A 16,467-nucleotide genomic window follows, 5' to 3' on the forward strand; every position below is an offset into this window, starting at 1 on the left:
ATCATGGTAGAGGACAAACCTTTAATGAATCTTAAATCAATGATTCACAACAAAAAGTAGCCCATCAGGCCTGACGCCGCCTGCTGGGCTACTTGTTCTGATCCTTTATAACTCGGTAACTGTCACACCTGCTGCTTTGTAGTAGTTCTCATTTACGTTGTTTAGAATGTTGGCCTTCAGCAGAATGCCGACTCCGGCAAAGAGTCCGATTCCGTTTGTGTTACCTTCAATTCGGTTATTTTCAATCAACACATTCTCGGGGTTCCCTTCGCCGATGTTGCCTGCTCCGGCATCTCCTTTGTCACGCTCAAGCCGCACACCCCAGTATCCATTGGCGGTATTGTTACGGATTACATTGCCTCGAATCACCGTACCCGGTCCGTTCAACACTTTAATTCCTGCGGCATCTGCAATCGTGGTTGTATTCTCGATAAGATTATCCTCGATTAACGTATCTGGTGTGCCCATGGTTACCGAGATGCCGATTTGGCTATTCGTGATCGTGTTGTCATGAATGTAGTTTCCTTTGCCTGATTTGCTGTGGTTGCTGGGTGCTGAACCCCCTGTATTGCCAAGTCCAACCCCTGCACCTGTCAGCACATCGGTAATCACATTGCCGGAGATTTCATTGAAATACTCCAATTCGCCATGAAGATCGATGGCATCCAGTTTCGTTCCGTTAAACGTATTGCCACGCAGCACGTTGTTGTGAGCCACAAACTGGATCAGTGCTCCATGTCTGAGATAGGGACCCTCAAACGTGCTGTCCTCCACCACATTCCATATCGTATCATTGGCAAAGCCGAGCCGATCGGTCTTGGCCGTCCCCTGAATGGAAATTCCATAGCCTGAACCTCCTGGGCCCAAATCTGTTGCATTGCGGAATATTGCATGCTTCACAACAACATCGCGGCTGTGCTCGATGCGGATAGCCATTCGTTTGAATTTCTCCACAATCACGCCATCGATCGTAATGTTATACGACGGAGCCTCGCCATAGTTGGCGATGTGAATCATGCTATCTGGCCCCCCTGCGGAGGGATTATTGGATTTGTGGTCGGTCGTGTAGCTACCGGACCAGGAAGAAGTTATGGTCATATTGGATATGAGAATGCTATGCTGAGCCGATGCTTTCAGGACGGCGCTGCCCGTCACCTGATCCAGCGATGTCTTGAGCACGGTTCCTTCACTGCTCTCTCCTCTCAGGTTCACCCCGGATTTGAGCATCAGATTAGTGGTCCCATCTGGTCCGGATAACAAATTGTACACTCCATTAGGTAAAAACACTTCATCGCCAACGTTCGCCTCATCAATCGCAGCCTGTATAGCAAGTCGGTCATCGCTTGTATTGTCAGCCAAATCTGCTCCATAATCTCGTACATCAATCGTACGTCCGGTTACGGCATGTGGAGAATGGACAGCATGTGGTGTACCATCTGTCTCCGTCAGACCTGGAGCGATAAAGGGCACCGTTCCCTCCGGTGGTTGGGGCTCAAGGTATGGAATCAGTGCAACAGGCGTCCCTCCACCAGCAAAAGGGGCATACAGATGTACATCGGTCAGGCTCGTATAAATACTTGAATCTGAATTCCCATGCCCGGTGATCCGTACATAACGCGCAGAAGTGTCCGGGATATCAAATGCTTGCATCTCTGTCGTATCCCCGCTGCTTTCTCCGTCGAACACCTGCGTCCACAGTTCACCGTCAACAGATGTTTCGATTTCAAAGAAGGTCTTCCTTACATCCCCTTTGTAAAAGCCAATACCAACATAGCCAACTTGCTGGGTCTGCCCCAGATCATATGTGATCCACTGCCCCACTCCGGCAACAGACCAGCGTGTATAACTGTTATTGTCGATGGTATTGGTCGCCAGGTTGCCATCGCTGCCGCTTGCCAAGACGGAAGCAACGGGCAGGGAAGATACGGGAACGACAAGGGTGGTCAGGTCGGTTGATAAAGCACTGCTGACGTTGCCCGCCTCGTCAATGGCTCTCACTTGAAACGTGTACGATGTTCCGGCTGCAAGTCCGCTGTCACGAAATGACTTCTTATCTTGTTCAGCCAGCAAAACTCCATCCCGATAAATCCGGTAGGCAGATACAGCTATATCATCGCTTGCAGCGGGCCATCTCAGTTCGGCAAACTCCGTTCCCCAGTTGCGAACTGCCAGTGCGGCGTTCGGCTCCCATTCCGGGGGTTGTGTGTCAGTTCCATCTTCGATTAAAGCGATGACGGATAACTGCGGACGCGGATTGCTCGTTCCGTTGGCTTCCTTGGTATACACGTTCACGGAAACGCCTGTTGACCCGGCGTCCCCGAGCAGAAATGCCACCTGTCCCGCCGCTGAACGGCTCTTCACATAATCGGTCACATCGACTTCGTAGACTGCCGGGCTTCCATTACGATCTGCCGTGACCTGGAATGAACCAAGTAACGAACTTTCACTGAGACTTTTGACTGGCGCATTCGACCAAGTTAACGATGATTCGCTCCAGTCTGTTGCATCCAAACCGTACACAGACAATTCCGTATCCGTATTCGACGTGCCTTTCTTTGCGGCAATCCGCAATCGATACCGATCTCCCTCGGGCTCATTTCCGGTCAAATTAAACTTGAAATACACATATTTCTTGGTGGACGAAGTCGAGGAAATGCTGAGCAATCCGGTGCTGGAACCCGTAGCCTGATTAAAATTAACGTCAGGCTTGCCGCTATCAATCGCCGCATCGTCGCTTGGCAGCTTGCTGGCGATGACCTTCTCTATCAACGGTTTGTCTTCTTCCTCTTCTTCATTTCCAGGCGAAGTTTCTTCGGGATTGCTTTTGAATATGATTGGTTCCGTAACGACCCGGTTCTTCACATGTTCATCCAGGAAGGCCCACGCCTCTGCATTAGCAGTCTCGGATGCCGTTCCCGTAAACCCATGGCCCTGACCGGGTACGACCTTCAGATCCACAATTGGGACACCCGCGGATTGAAGCTGTCCGGCAAAAGTAACGCTGTCGGTATAGGGAATGGTGGCGTCAGCATCGCCGTGCCGAATCCAGAACGGTGGGTCATCCGATGAAGCATATGTGCCCGGCATGGCAAGTCTGGCCTGTTCCGGTACATCGAATGCACGATGCCCGCCAAGCAGAGCCGTGACCGAGCTATAGTTATTGGCAAATGTCGTCGTAAAATCAGCGGGTCCATACCAGTCGGCGACCGCCTGCACTTTGTCGGAATACTCAGGCCATCCGCCTGAACCTTCCAGATCAGGGACATCTACCGTCACTCCTGTATCGAGCACTACAGTGTCACCAGCGACCATGTCCCCTGTTGTGCCGAGTAATGCAGCCAGATGGCCGCCAGCAGACGAACCCCAGACACCGATGCGACTCGGGTCCAAATTGTACTGGGCTGCATGGGCCCGCAAGTATCGGATAGCGAGCTTCACATCCTGAATCTGGGCAGGGAAAGGCGCCTCAGGCGTCAGCCGGTAGTCCAGAGAAACACCGATATAACCGCGTTTGAGTACATAATTGCATATGGAGTTCAATGCCTGCTTCCGGTCCCCGTGGTTCCATCCACCTCCATGGATATAGACCATGACCGGCATCGGTTCAGCTGTCGCTGTCTCGGGAACAGCAATGGATGAATAGATTGCTCGCCCGCCAGCTGTGCCTATCTCCACATCCTCGTATAAAGTCACTCCTTGTGGTGGTGTGAATTCAGTCTCCTCTTCTCCAGGCGGCACTGGGGAAGGGGCAGGCGTTATACCGGGAATCGCCTGACCGTAAATGGCAACATTGTCAATATACATGTTGGCCTGCATGGCATCTCCTGTCCGAAAACGAATTTTCACCGCGCTGTTATTGTTCGCCTCTGAACCCAGCGTCCAGCTTTTTAGCGTATTGCCTTCCTTGTTCTTCACGTCAGAAGTGCCTAGAGGAAGTTCAAATGTCTCCAGCGTTATCCAGGAAATGCCCCCGTCCTTCGACCATTCGATAATAATGCTTCCGCTGATATAGGAAGAAGCACGCGTGTAGTAGCTCAACCGGATGTTTCCGTATCCGGTCAAGTTTAGCGGCAGCGCAAGCGCATCATTTCCGTCAATCTTGATCATGTTGGGCAGCGACGGTGAGGTTGTGGAAGATGACGTTTTGGCCTTGCTTCCGCCTGCACCTTCCTGCAACCAGGGAGCTCTCAGTGCAATTCCACCCGTAGAGCCAAAATTGTCCGGGTCATCAAAATTTTCCGCGTAAATTTCCAGCTCCGGGCCCTCCGGATCTGGGATATTCTCCTCCTGCGTCGCATTTAAAATAGAATGAGGAGCAGCGTCATCCATTGCCCGGACTTCGTGTACTGGAACGATGGTGCCGCTAATGAGAATCACAGACATGGCAACAAGTACAACGCACTTTTTCCACGTTTTGAACAAGTCATTCACTTGTATCCCCTCCGCACGGTAGTCAAATCTCCTGACATTATGCCCTTGCGATCTGCCCGTTCTCCGGAGCTGCTGCTTCTCGTTGACGTGTTTCATCTGCACGGTGAGCAGGACATCCTATTGCTAATTGAAGTCGTTGCTTATCCCGCACAATTCTAGCGACGCGGCAAAGATACGCCTTCACCGTCCTTGAATTTCTGCGTGGCTTCCTCAATCGCACGATCGCCGCCTTTGGATTTCCATTCCTCAACCACTTTCGGCCAATCGGAGATCGGCTCCTTCCCGTATACCATCTTGATCATGTGCGTGAGCAATACCTGAGGAGGTGTATCCGAATTGGGAGCGATATCAGGATTCTGTACAAAAGCTTCTAAACGTGGATCAAAGTTGATGCCATCCCGGCCTTCTTTTGCTAAAACAGTATCGTAAATATTCATCAGCTTTCTGCCTTCTTCTGTCAGTGATAACGAGCCTTTATTGTACGTTGTGTCCTGTACGAACCATAAGAACGACTGACGGTAACGCTCCTCGTCCACGCCAGCAGAGTCTGTCGGAGCTGTATATGAAATCACGCCATTATCCTCTGTGTACGTCTCTCCTTCCGTGCCGTACGTGAAAAATTTCTCCGCTTCATCTGACACCATCCAGTTAAAAAAACGGATAATGGACGCCGGATCAGCCGCATCTTTGTTAATAAAGTAAGCTCGTGTCACCGGACCGTACAGATAATAACCACCTTTTCCGTCCGGGCCGACAGGTGAAGGGATAATCTCGATTTTGGCATCGGGAACCGACGCTTTAATCTGCTTCTCCCACTGGATCAGTTCGTTGGCGTTCATGGACCACATACCTGCTTTGCCCGAAAGAATCGTATTTTTGAAAACCGTTGAATTAATGGTCGCGAACTCTTTGTTAATGAGCCCTTCCTCGTACATCGTCTTGTAGACAGTGAGGGCTTGCTGCATATTCTCATTATCCATAAACTTCGGTACAATCTGATCACCCTGCTGCTCCATCATGGACAGGAACTGCTGTACGTCATAGGCACCGAAAAAGGTATCTGCATACTTGAAATCTTCACGCCCCATATACGGATTCTCCACGCCAAGCTTCTTAAAGGCACGTAAAACGTCCATAGTCTCCTCGACCGTAGTGGGCACCGGTAGTCCCGTTTGATCCAGTAAATCCTTGCGGATCCAGGTTGCCCGGCGAGATGGATTGGATAAATATTCGGGGATGGCATAAATATGGCCGTCATGGGTTACCTGGTCCCAGGCTTCCTTCGGCACGGCTTTGAGCAAATCTTGCCCGTACTGCTGCAGCAGTTCATCCAGCGGCTGAAATACTCCTGCTTCGACCGATCCGGCCATCTCTTTACCGTTGACCCCGCCGTCACCCTGCACCACATCAGGAATATCATTGGTGGCAAACATCTGGACCATTTTCTGCTCATATTCCTTATGAGGCACCAGGACGATTTTCAGATCGGTATTGGTCAGATCCTCCAGCTTCTTGACCCATTTATCCTTGTTAATGTCCGGCGACTTCTCCACATACGTATACGCCAACGTGCGCAACGACATGGAGAACTTCGTTTTGCCGTCTCCCCCGCTCTCACCGGATGCCGCGCCGCTCCCCTTGTTGCACCCTGTCATGACAGCTGCTACCAACAATAGCGCCATGCCTGAGACCATCCACTTCTTCATGCTACCCCTCTTTTCATCCTGATTTAGATTTAGGTACCACTCGTTGGTGAAGCGCTTTCAAATTAGATGTTAAAACATCCCTACCGCCTGCAACAATGGGGATGTTTTAGATGAGGTTGCGTTTTCTTTAGGTCAGCATCCCTAGTACGTCTTGGATACCTCGATCTTCTTCGTTACACCGTTGTCGGTGAAGTAGAGATGAATACCGTGATCCTGGTCATCGATGAAATAGGGGACATATTTCGGCTCCTCGACCTTATACGGTACAAGCAGTGTTACAATTCTATGGCTTGAGGCAGACCGCGTTTCCGCGCTTAGATGATAATGTCTTTCCAGCCCTTCGTACTCTGCCGGGTCCACCTCTGCAAATTGATCCGTCTGGCTGAGCGCCAGCTCACCGGAGGAAGCATATACAAAAGTTCCCTCAAGCCCTGCCTTATTCCCGTTTAGACAGAAGCTTTGCCCTTTTAGCTGTAGCGGGTGCAGTGCATGGAACAGCCATTGAACGCTGTCCGGCTTCTCCAGATCAATGTGGTCCACAATGACGAAGTAGGATGATTGTAGAAAATGGATTTCCCGTACAACACGCTTCACATGTGGTACGGTGCTGGCGTAGGCATCGGTCGCTACCGCGCGTACATAACCATCACCGTCTCGCCAATAGGCTTCTTCAATCTGTCCCGTTGCGGCCATATTCAGCACCTTGTTGTTCTCGGCGTACTGTCCTGCTCCACCAATCAGCAGGTTGTTTTTGGAGCGCGTCTGCCTGCGCCATTCCCGGTGAAAGGAGCTGCCGTGCGCGATATAGTAGCCAGTATCCGCGGCGAGCGGCTCACCGAATGCATGCAGAGTGAAGCTGTTCTGGTCCGCATGACTGTGGCTGATGGAGCCATACCGGCTCGACTTGAGCAGCAGCATCATATGCTCATCCGGATCATCCATCCGGTGATGCATGGCTACCCACCCCACATCCCGGAACCACTTGAGCGGTTCGATGTCTACAGGAGACTCTTCCTCCACCTGGGGGTAATCGTGGCGGTATACCAAGTCGTCAAAGTTAAAGTCCCACCAACCGTAGTTATAAAAAGCTCCCTCTGTCCCCGGATCGGATTGGCGTACACGTTCAAAGTACCACTGGTACCATCGATTGCCTGTAACACCTGCCAATTGGCGGACAAGATAGCCTGTTTTCAAGTTTACCGGGTCACCAAGCGTAGACTGATCTCCGAAGCTGGCGCGCCGAGCATCAGGAGGGTACACGTAGAGTGGAAAATCCCCGGTACGCTGGAAGAACGGCCGACGGAAGAAGTCGATGCCCGCGTAGTTTCGCAACAAATTCATTGCTTCGGTCACATAGGCCATGCCTGTTGTCCAGTACATCGGACCCTCGGCCCAACCTCCATCACTTCCTCCCCAAGGGGAGTACAGACAGGCATAATAATCGATCGCATAATCCAGCCACGCTGCGGCCTTTGGTTCCTCATGCAGCAAGGCCATACAGCAAGGTACAAGCACGGAGGACAATGAACGCACCGCATGGCTGTCGTAAGGCACATGATGGATCTTCGAGCGAACCATCACATGCTGGGCCACCTGCTCTGTCCGCCGCAGCAAACTGCGCCTTACCACATCTTGCTCTTCGCTGTTCAGCTCATCATGCAGCCAGTCATAACCCCAAGCCAGCGCGGCGGCAACCCGAAAGGCTGCCTCGTCATTATAATCGCGGGATGTCGTTCCCTCCGTATCCCAGGCTACCACATGCAACAGCCATGTTTTTGCCGCTTCAAGCAACCGTTCGTCACGAAGCACCCGGCCAGCGATGCTCAGATGACGAATGGCATATAACACTTCCTGACAGTCAATATACATTTGGCGCCATAACGGAGCGACGCGTTTGTTATCCGGGTAAGGCAGCGGTTCACTAATCGGCTCGCGGTTTGCCCACGGCTCAACGGAATTTGCCATAAATACATCCCAGCCGCAATATGAGGGATCGGACGCAATGTCATCTGCAAGTGCCTGCAGCCCACTTACTCCGAGCCATAACCGGGGATGAGCCGTGTCCGTGGAAACATACCGCTGTGCCCGAGAAGGTATCGGTGTCTCGGGTAATCCCGCTGGTACCGTAAACCGCCGCACCTCACTCCATGCCGACATTTCCTGCTGCTTCCCCAGAACGGCGTCCACTTCGGCTTCGCTTCCTTGCTGAACTCGATGATCTACAAGCAGCGCATATCGCCAATAATATTCACCAGGTTCAAACACCCGGTCTGGCGTGAAAAAGTTATACGGGAGCGGTGCAAAGGTCCTCGTCTCTTTTTCCTGAAAAGATGGCCCCACTGACACCTGTAGAATATAGGCATTCTCATCCTCCTGCTGTGCCGCCATCCAGGTAAACCTCGGTGGATTCTCTGCCAGAACGGTATGTTCATCAGGCTCATAGTCCACATGGAACGGCCCGCTGATTGGTTGGTATAACGGTCTTTCTGCAAGTTTCCGCTTCACTTCCATCGTATCGTCCCCTCCTTATCGCAATGGTGTAGCATCAACGCATATACATTCCGCCATTGATTTCAAGCGTTTCTCCCGTTATAAAAGAACCCAACTCCGAACACAGGTACAGCGCCGCACCTGCAACATCCTCGGGACTGCCTTCCCGTCCAAGGGGAATGCTGCTTACCGCAGAAGATCGGCCTTCCTCCGAGGTGAACGTTGCATGGAACGCCGTTTGCCCGATGAAGCCCGGTGAGAGGGCATTAACCGTAATCCCGCCAGGAGCCAGCTCTTTGGCAAGCCCTTTAGTTAACGCGATGACTGCTGCCTTGGAGGCTGCGTAAATAGCTGCACCCGGACCGCCACCATTATGAGCCGCTACCGAAGTCAAATTGATTATTCGACCGCCTCCAGCTGCCTTCATGCCTGGAATGACCGCTTTGGAGACAAATACGGCACTTTTCAGATTCACATCCATAATTCGGCTGTAAAGCTCCTCGCTCATCGTTTCAATGGGGCTCCGCTCCACCAGATGTCCCGCATTATTGATCAACAGGTCAATCGGACCACCAAAGCGGAGCGTAATATCCCCAACCATCGATTCAATCGCATCCGTATTCGTCACATCTGCCTGAAATGCTGCTGCTTCACCGCCAGCATCTCGAATTGCAGCCACAACCTCCTCAGCCCGATCCATATTATGCAGGCCATTCACAGCCACCTTTGCCCCGCAACGAGCCAATGCCCCAGCAATGGCAGCCCCAATCCCTCCGCTAGAGCCTGTGACCAGCGCAATTTTGTTCTGCAAGTTAATATTCATTTTCTATCGTCCTCCCTGTTATAGGTTCAATTAAATCCGCTTACTATGCTGATCCGCCGGAAGCGCCATCGTAATGGTCGTTCCCAATCCTTGCTCACTCTCAATCATCAAGCCATACGTTTCTCCAAATACCAGCTGAATTCGGCGATGGACATTCATGAGCCCGATGCCCCCGCGATGGTACACATCATCGGAATCTTCGCCTGCCAGGCGGTTCAATTCCAGACGTCGACGCAGCTTCTCCAAGCGTTCCTCACTCATGCCCATGCCGTTATCCTGAACGATGACAAGAAAGCGATCTTCAAGACGCCGAGCGTCGATTCGGATAAAGTGACCGGGCTCCATGCCTCGCGGAAAAGCGTGTTGTAACACATTTTCCACCAGCGGCTGAAGGGTGAGTCGAACCATTTTCTCCAACAACAGATCCGGTCTAATGATGACCTCCACTTCGAGTTCCCGATCCATGCGATGCTTCATGATGGAAAGGTAGGCCAGCACATGTTTCAGTTCATTCGCAACCGTGATTTCCTCCAAGTTCGTCTGAATGGAATAACGGAGCATATGGGCCATTGATTCCACCATTTGCGTAATTTCTTCTGAATCCTGTACAACGGCATAACATTTGATCGTCTCCAGGGTGTTGTAGAGAAAATGCGGATTGATCTGCAACTGAAGTGCCTGAAATTCCGCACGGTGCCGTTCCAGCGCCTCCTGCTGAAGCTCGATCTCCGATTTCTGACGGCGCAGTTCCGATTCATACACACGCTCAATCATGTCCGACAAGCGGCTGACCATCAGATTATAACTGCGAATCAACACGCCGATTTCATCGCGCCTTTCCTTCATCTCCACCTTGTTCCAGATTCCCTTCTCGGTCTGTCTCATTCCGTTCATCAGCACACGAATGGGCTCCACCTGTGAAGCGCCGATTCGATAGGCCACGACTAGTGCAGCCAGGAGTGTTCCTGCACCAACCCACAATGTGGTTGAGCGAATGGTTGCAATGGGTCGTTGAAGCTCCTCCAGGGGCACGGAAGCAACAAAGCGCCAGCCAGAATACTCGGACAGCTCCGAAATGAACAGCCGTTTGGTGCCATCCGTGTTCAGTTCAAGCGAGCCTGCCTCCATTTGCATAAGTCTGTTTACGCTGCTGGATGGCATCGCTGTCTGCGCCTCTGCCTCACCGGGTGTGTATATAACCGTTCCGTTCTGATCTAACACATACTGATAGCCGCCCTGGCCGAGGTCGAGTTCTCCCCATATTTTGTCAAGCTCCAGCACATTCACTTCCATCGCCAGTACGCCGTTGGGGGTATAGGAGGACACTCCTCTGATCCGGCGCGCAATCGTAATGACATTGGCACTCTGCTCGCTGCGAATACTGCGTGTAAGCAATGTGGATTCACCGTTTGTAGGCGTTGCGGCCAGCAACTCCTTATACTGCTGAGCCGCGTCCATATCCGGTATACCCGCTGAATTCTGGTTGTCGTCAATCACAACACGTCCGTTTTCCCCAATAACATACAGAAACTTGATCTGCGGATATAACATAAAAACAGGCGGGAACACGTTCGTTTTGATCTGACGACTGTATTCGTAATAGGCATAACTATCCTCCGGATTCATGTCCAGAAATTGCTTAACACTTCCACTCGCCAGAATGGAGTACGTGGCCCGATCATAATTTTGCAAATACAGGTCGGTCTGGTACGCCGTATTACGCATCGTTTGGGCGATATTGTCCGCAAGCTGATCGTTCATTTCGGTTGAAGCATAGGTATAGGTAAACAAGCCGATGGCGGACAGGGACAACGTAATTACAATGGCAAAATGAAAGAACAGGCGGATCGACAGGCTGCGCTTCATCACTCAATGCCCAACTTACTGCGGTACTCGGACGGTGTCAGTCCGGTAATCTTCTTGAACGTCTTCGTAAAATGGGGATGATCCGCATACCCCACTTCGTAGGAAATATCCGTAATCCGGTTACCCGGCTGTTCCAGCATGCGCTTGGCCAGTTCCATTTTGCTGCGTATCCGGTATTGGATAAAGGTCTGACCTGTCGTCTGTTTGAACAGCTGGCTGAAGTAGGATGGGTTAAGCCCCAGCTTGGCTGCAATCTCATCCAGCGATACTTCACGGCGCAAATGCTTCTCCAGATAGGCTTTTGCTTCTTCTACCGGATGCTTGCGCTTGCCGCTGCGCTTTTCCTTGATCGTCTTCATTAATCTGTGAATCTCGTTGCCCAGAGTCTCAAAGCATTCTTTAGAGGAAGCGCTTACATTAATCTCGCAGGACGTACTCATCGTTCCGTTGCCACGTGCATTCATTCGGGCCACAATCAATTCGAGCAATTCCTGAAAAAGCTCCGCTGTCTGTTCAGGCATCAAGGAATATGCCGGATAACGACCAGACCATGCTGCGAGCAGCTCTGTCACATCGGACTGCCGTAACTCCCATATGGCCTCTTCCAGGCGCATCGCCCAATCATTCAGCTCCCTCACGGGTACAAGGGAAACCGTAGGTTTTTCCTCTTCAGACGCAAGCAATTTGAGTAACAGCTCATGAAGCTCCTGTCGTCCCACAGGCTTCAGCAGATATCGCTTTACCCCATAATCCATACAGGCTCTTGCATATTCAAAGTCCGAATAACCGGAGACCACAATAATGCGTATCGTACTTCCTTGCTCGGATAAACGTCGACACAGCTCGATACCATCCATCGTTGGCATGCGGATATCCGTAAACAGGATGTGTGGCCGAAAGGCTTCAACCACCTGCAGTGCCTCTTCCCCATGTGCTGCCTGCCGAATCTCACAGTCGAACAGCCCCGCTTGCTTGATCATCTTCGCCAGACCCATCCGAATCATCGGCTCATCGTCCGTAATCAAGATTCTGAACATCGCCATTCCCCCGTTTCCGTCAGATCTGTATGCTTCTTGTACTTAAGATTTGACGGAGCCGACCATGATTCCTTTTACAAAATGCTTTTGCAGAAAAGGGTAAATGATAATAATCGGTAAGGTGGCGATGATGATCGTTGCCATTTTGATGCCTTCCGGCGATGTATGTGCAAGAGTGCTATAGACGGCAGAGCCCGGATCGACGGAAATATCGTCACTTTCAAACAGTTTCTTAAGTGTTACCTGGATCGGCCACCAGGCCGGATCATTCAGATAATATAGCGCGGTGGAGTAGGCATTCCAGTGGCCAACCGCATAGAAGATGCCGAGTGATGCCATGGCCGGTTTGGACAATGGAATGACGATACGCCAGATGATACCGAATTCCCCACAGCCATCGATGCGGGCAGCGTCGATCAGTTCACCCGGCAGCTGTGCGAAGAACGAGCGCATGACGAAAAAGTTAAAGGCATTAATCGCTCCTGGCACAATCAGTACCAGCGGATTGTTGACCAGATGCAGTTCCTTCATCAGGATAAAGTTCGGAATGAGCGGCGCCGAGAATACAACGGTCACTAGAACAAACATGACAACCAGCGAGCGCCCTTTGTACTCTGGACGGGAAACGGGATAGGCCAGCGATGCCGTTGCGGCGAGATTGATCAGCGTCCCGAACAGTGTCACCCCAACCGATACCGCAAATGCCCGCCAGAACGAAGCATCGCCGAATACATATTCATAATTGATCCAGGTAAAAGCAACAGGCCAGAAGCTGACCTTTCCGCCCATGATCGCTTCCGAGCTGCTGAGTGATTGGGCCAGCACATTAATGAAAGGCAGAATCATCGTCAACGAGAGCAGCGTAAGAAAAACGAGATTTCCAATGCGGAATATACGGTAACGGACACTGGGGGTACGCATCTATCTCGCCTCCTAATACAGGCTTTCGCCGGTTGTTTTTTTGCTGAAAAAATTACCCAGTAGAATAAGCATCAGGCCAACAACGGACTTGAACAACCCGATGGCCGTTGTATAGCTGTATTGCTGTGAGAGAAGCCCGGCTTTGTAGATGTACGTATCGAGAATTTCACCGGATTCCAGATTGAGCGGATTCAGGAATACGAACACCCGCTCAAAGCCCAGATCGAGGAACTTCCCGATGTGCAGCAGCAGCAGAATCATAATCGTCGGTAGCAAGGATGGCAGGGTAATCGACCATATTTGCTTCAAACGTCCGGCTCCATCCACCTCTGCCGCCTCATACAGATCGGGATTGATGCCCGCAATGGCAGCCAGGAAAATAATTGTGCCGTACCCGGAGTCGCGCCAGATTCCGGAACCGATTAGAATGGAACGAATGTATGAGTCTTCCCCAAGAAAGTAGATTGGCTGCATCCCCAGAAATCCAAGTGCCTTGTTCACCACCCCGGCATCCATCGAGAAAATCCCCATGAAAATACCACTTATGACGACCCAGGACAGAAAGTGAGGCATGTATACAATCGTTTGCAGCAAACGCTTGAACACAATCATCCGCACCTCATTCAGCAAAATCGCCAGCAGGATGGGAACCGGAAATGCAATTACGAGATCATATAGTCCAAGCAGAATGGTGTTATTGAGAATCCGCAAAAAGTCATAATGGCTGAACATCTTCTGAAAATGCTCCAGACCTACCCAATCACTTCCGGTGATGCCTTTGAAAATGTTGTAATTCTGAAAAGCAATGACCGAGCCGAACAGAGGTACATATTTGAAGAGGAAAAAATACAGGATGCCCGGTACCGAGAGCAGATATAGTATCCGGTATCGCCACAGATAACGTCCCGTATCTCCGAGCCGGGTGCCCAGACCAGACGAATTAAGTCTGGCTGTTCCCCGGCTTGGCGGCGCGATATCCGCCGGCTTCACGTCTTCTCCCCTCCCTGCTTCTGTGATTGCATGTTTCTCAAATTATCAGGAACATTCTCGTCCCATGGGATTTCATTGAATTCAACGGAAATGTACTCCGGCTCACGATCGATAATACGTGAAAGCTCACGAGTGAACACCTCCACGATCTCCTGCTTTTGCTCATCCGTCCTGCCTTCATACAGCCTGATTGAAATTTCTGGCATCCGAGTTCAGCTCCCTTTCACCACGTAATGTAAACGCTTTAACAACTTCATCTTAGCGTTCCTGTGAGAGAGCAACAATGGACTGTCTTTTCGTTCACTTGTGTTTTCTTTAGGTGAGAGCAGCCCTGGTGTTCAACGCTTCCGGGCTAAAAAAATGTAGTTTATGTAAATTCAGCCTATAGCGGTTTTTCCCACTATAGGCTGAACATGCTTGATATTATGGTTTTTCACCTCGTTAGAAAGCCCTTCTACTAGTCAGCTCTCTAGGACTACATTTATTTTCCTACATACTCATACAAAAAACGATCTACTCTTTGGAAATATTCAGTGGGGTAGTGGTTGATCGCATCGATGTGCTCTGTATTTTCCGGATACCATACTTCTGCGCTTGGATTATCTTTTAAGGACTCATAAATCACTTCTGTATTTTTATAACTAATTTGCTGATCTCCAGTACCATGGATGAGCATTACTGGCTTGTCTTGCATCTTTTTTACCGCATCCATAGGAGATACGGAATCAAGATCAACCTTATAGACCCAATTGGCCATCCAGGTCGATGTATAACTGAATGGGAACGCAGGTAAACCTGAAAAGAAAGGCAGACCCTCTCTCAGAAATAGACCGGCATTGCGAAACGGACTATCCGCGATTACAGCTTGGATGTCATCACTTTCACTCGCGGCCAGCAATGAAGTAGCAGCGCCCATTGAAAAGCCGATCACTCCAATGTTATCACCCGCATGATCCTTGGATTTTATATAGTCTACGGCTCCCAGCAAATCGTATTTTTCATTGAGACCAAGTGTAATCAAATCACCCTCGGATTTACCTTGCGAGCTGAGATCAAATGCTAATATATTGTAGCCTTTTGGAACGAAATGTTCTACTAACTTCGGTGTCCGCCCTTTGACTAAACGATTGCTCGTATATCCATGGACGATAATAATCGTCTTATCGCTTGATTTAACACCAGCATGTGCAGGAAAGAAAGTACCTCTAATCGTGTTATCATTTTTCAAACTCTTGAACTCGACCTCTTCGTAGGGAGTTTTATCGATATTCAATTCGTAGCTAACATTCGTGTCTCTAGGATGGTGCAACAAGGTGTCTACTACTTTAAACGATATAAAAAATATAAGAGCCACCACAAGCAAAAACACGATTCCTAGGCTCCATAGAATTTTCTTACGTTTTTTCACACGAACGTTATGATTGGTTTCTAATGATGGTTGATTCAATCTGACTCCTCCAGTTTTTCTATAGGTGTGTGGGTGCGAACAAATAAAAGGCATGCGCCTTCAGATTTTCCCACTCGGGATGATGAATAATACTTTCTCCAAGAGTTAAGGCCACTCCATTTAAGAAAGAGATATAGGCACGAGAAATCATTGCTGGAGAAAAGCTTTTGTTGAATTCTCCCATTAATTGTCCCTTGGCATAGACACCTTCGATCTCATCTGTCATTACCTTAATACTCTCAAGGACCTCCTGTGTAAGTTCAGGGAATCTTTCTCGTTGTCCTAAGATAGATTGGGCAAGCCGCAATTCATTGGTATAGAAGTAGATATGGTTGAATTGTTCTTTCACCATGTTCTTAATCAATGCGCCCGGCGTTCCCTCTTGTTGTAGACAAGCAATTGATTTCATCTGAATATCAGCAAGCGGCTCAAGAACAGCGGCATAGAATAAAGCTTCTTTGCTAGGGAAATATTGAAAAATGGTTCCAGAAGTAACTCCTGCACTTTTCGCAATGATAGCCGTTGTGGTATTGGAGTATCCACTTTCTGCGAACAGGACAACAGCTTCTTTTAGAATCTCTTTACGACGCTCCAGCCTTTTTTCTTCATTGATGGGTCTTGCCAAATGTATTCCCCTCTCTAATACACCTTAATTAATTAAATGATCAGTTAATTAATTAATAATATATCTTTAATTATGGATGATTGCAAGAGCTAATTTAGCTTAACTCCAAGCAGGATGAATCTCTACAAATA

General features: G+C 49.9%; 11 protein-coding genes. All 11 read right to left on the bottom strand.

The window, feature by feature from the left end:
* Nucleotides 1-105 precede the first annotated feature (105 nt).
* The 11 genes from P364_RS0103850 to P364_RS36035 all read right to left on the bottom strand — a co-directional run bounded on the left by P364_RS0103850 (nt 106) and on the right by P364_RS36035 (nt 16,336).
* The gene (locus P364_RS0103850) at nt 106-4,527 is read right to left on the bottom strand and encodes an alpha/beta hydrolase fold domain-containing protein (protein WP_236642173.1); all 4,422 of its coding nucleotides are present in this window, start codon (nt 4,525-4,527) and stop codon (nt 106-108) included.
* A 59-nt stretch (nt 4,528-4,586) separates the two neighbouring features.
* Nucleotides 4,587-6,137 (bottom strand): extracellular solute-binding protein, encoded by a 1,551-nt coding sequence (locus P364_RS0103855; RefSeq protein WP_024628839.1) that lies wholly within the window; start codon nt 6,135-6,137, stop codon nt 4,587-4,589.
* Nucleotides 6,138-6,278: 141 nt separating this feature from the next.
* The gene (locus P364_RS0103860) at nt 6,279-8,648 is read right to left on the bottom strand and encodes a DUF4962 domain-containing protein (protein ID WP_024628840.1); all 2,370 of its coding nucleotides are present in this window, start codon (nt 8,646-8,648) and stop codon (nt 6,279-6,281) included.
* Nucleotides 8,649-8,682: 34 nt separating this feature from the next.
* Nucleotides 8,683-9,450, bottom strand: a complete 768-nt coding sequence (locus P364_RS0103865; protein ID WP_024628841.1) for an SDR family NAD(P)-dependent oxidoreductase — start codon at nt 9,448-9,450, stop codon at nt 8,683-8,685.
* 30 nt (nt 9,451-9,480) lie between these two features.
* Nucleotides 9,481-11,316, bottom strand: a complete 1,836-nt coding sequence (locus P364_RS0103870; protein WP_236642174.1) for a cache domain-containing sensor histidine kinase — start codon at nt 11,314-11,316, stop codon at nt 9,481-9,483.
* Nucleotides 11,316-12,353: a response regulator transcription factor gene (locus tag P364_RS0103875; RefSeq protein WP_024628843.1), complete on the bottom strand. Its 1,038-nt coding sequence runs from the start codon at nt 12,351-12,353 to the stop codon at nt 11,316-11,318. Before P364_RS0103875 ends, P364_RS0103870 begins: the two co-directional genes overlap by 1 nt.
* Before the next feature lie 42 nt (nt 12,354-12,395).
* Nucleotides 12,396-13,274, bottom strand: a complete 879-nt coding sequence (locus P364_RS0103880) for a carbohydrate ABC transporter permease (RefSeq protein ID WP_024628844.1) — start codon at nt 13,272-13,274, stop codon at nt 12,396-12,398.
* A 12-nt stretch (nt 13,275-13,286) separates the two neighbouring features.
* Nucleotides 13,287-14,204, bottom strand: a complete 918-nt coding sequence (locus P364_RS0103885; RefSeq protein WP_052016499.1) for an ABC transporter permease — start codon at nt 14,202-14,204, stop codon at nt 13,287-13,289.
* Between the two features lie 56 nt (nt 14,205-14,260).
* Complete coding sequence (locus P364_RS0103890) at nt 14,261-14,470, bottom strand: tautomerase family protein (RefSeq protein WP_024628846.1); 210 nt, start codon at nt 14,468-14,470, stop codon at nt 14,261-14,263.
* Nucleotides 14,471-14,745: 275 nt separating this feature from the next.
* Nucleotides 14,746-15,711 (bottom strand): alpha/beta hydrolase, encoded by a 966-nt coding sequence (locus P364_RS0103895; RefSeq protein WP_024628847.1) that lies wholly within the window; start codon nt 15,709-15,711, stop codon nt 14,746-14,748.
* A gap of 19 nt (nt 15,712-15,730) precedes the next feature.
* On the bottom strand, nt 15,731-16,336 hold the full coding sequence (locus P364_RS36035) for a TetR/AcrR family transcriptional regulator (RefSeq protein ID WP_236642169.1): 606 nt from the start codon (nt 16,334-16,336) through the stop codon (nt 15,731-15,733).
* Between the last annotated feature and the right edge of the window lie 131 nt (nt 16,337-16,467).

Origin of the sequence: Paenibacillus sp. MAEPY2 (assembly GCF_000499205.1) — a bacterium.
Classification (GTDB): Bacteria; Bacillota; Bacilli; order Paenibacillales; family Paenibacillaceae; genus Paenibacillus; species Paenibacillus vandeheii.

Excerpts from the sequence above, each read along its gene's own strand:
- P364_RS0103850 (WP_236642173.1), bottom strand. The coding sequence starts at position 4,527 with ATGAAACACGTCAACGAGAAGCAGCAGCTCCGGAGAACGGGCAGATCG.
- P364_RS0103855 (WP_024628839.1), bottom strand. The coding sequence starts at position 6,137 with ATGAAGAAGTGGATGGTCTCAGGCATGGCGCTATTGTTGGTAGCAGCT.
- P364_RS0103860 (WP_024628840.1), bottom strand. The coding sequence starts at position 8,648 with ATGGAAGTGAAGCGGAAACTTGCAGAAAGACCGTTATACCAACCAATC.
- P364_RS0103865 (WP_024628841.1), bottom strand. The coding sequence starts at position 9,450 with ATGAATATTAACTTGCAGAACAAAATTGCGCTGGTCACAGGCTCTAGC.
- P364_RS0103870 (WP_236642174.1), bottom strand. The coding sequence starts at position 11,316 with ATGAAGCGCAGCCTGTCGATCCGCCTGTTCTTTCATTTTGCCATTGTA.
- P364_RS0103875 (WP_024628843.1), bottom strand. The coding sequence starts at position 12,353 with ATGTTCAGAATCTTGATTACGGACGATGAGCCGATGATTCGGATGGGT.
- P364_RS0103880 (WP_024628844.1), bottom strand. The coding sequence starts at position 13,274 with ATGCGTACCCCCAGTGTCCGTTACCGTATATTCCGCATTGGAAATCTC.
- P364_RS0103890 (WP_024628846.1), bottom strand. The coding sequence starts at position 14,470 with ATGCCAGAAATTTCAATCAGGCTGTATGAAGGCAGGACGGATGAGCAA.